The sequence below is a fragment of the Enterobacter sp. PL1 genome (genome assembly GCF_945957325.1).
Taxonomy (GTDB): domain Bacteria; phylum Pseudomonadota; class Gammaproteobacteria; order Enterobacterales; family Enterobacteriaceae; genus Enterobacter; species Enterobacter roggenkampii.
This window is the reverse complement of the sequence record NZ_CAMFKT010000097.1, coordinates 1-788: the sequence shown is the minus strand read 5'-3', so window position 1 is coordinate 788 and position 788 is coordinate 1. Positions and strand designations below refer to the sequence as shown.

At 52.2% G+C, this 788-nt stretch carries 1 protein-coding gene; it reads left to right on the top strand.

Annotated features, from left to right (window positions below; genetic code table 11):
* The first annotated feature begins 63 nt into the window (after positions 1–63).
* Positions 64–768: an IS6-like element IS26 family transposase gene (locus N6P30_RS24425; protein WP_001067848.1), complete on the top strand. Its 705-nt coding sequence runs from the start codon at positions 64–66 to the stop codon at positions 766–768.
* Positions 769–788 lie beyond the last annotated feature (20 nt).

Here is a 788-nt window from a genome sequence, read left to right as displayed (position 1 = left end):
GGCACTGTTGCAAATAGTCGGTGGTGATAAACTTATCATCCCCTTTTGCTGATGGAGCTGCACATGAACCCATTCAAAGGCCGGCATTTTCAGCGTGACATCATTCTGTGGGCCGTACGCTGGTACTGCAAATACGGCATCAGTTACCGTGAGCTGCAGGAGATGCTGGCTGAACGCGGAGTGAATGTCGATCACTCCACGATTTACCGCTGGGTTCAGCGTTATGCGCCTGAAATGGAAAAACGGCTGCGCTGGTACTGGCGTAACCCTTCCGATCTTTGCCCGTGGCACATGGATGAAACCTACGTGAAGGTCAATGGCCGCTGGGCGTATCTGTACCGGGCCGTCGACAGCCGGGGCCGCACTGTCGATTTTTATCTCTCCTCCCGTCGTAACAGCAAAGCTGCATACCGGTTTCTGGGTAAAATCCTCAACAACGTGAAGAAGTGGCAGATCCCGCGATTCATCAACACGGATAAAGCGCCCGCCTATGGTCGCGCGCTTGCTCTGCTCAAACGCGAAGGCCGGTGCCCGTCTGACGTTGAACACCGACAGATTAAGTACCGGAACAACGTGATTGAATGCGATCATGGCAAACTGAAACGGATAATCGACGCCACGCTGGGATTTAAATCCATGAAGACGGCTTACGCCACCATCAAAGGTATTGAGGTGATGCGTGCACTACGCAAAGGCCAGGCCTCAGCATTTTATTATGGTGATCCCCTGGGCGAAATGCGCCTGGTAAGCAGAGTTTTTGAAATGTAAGGCCTTTGAATAAGACAAAA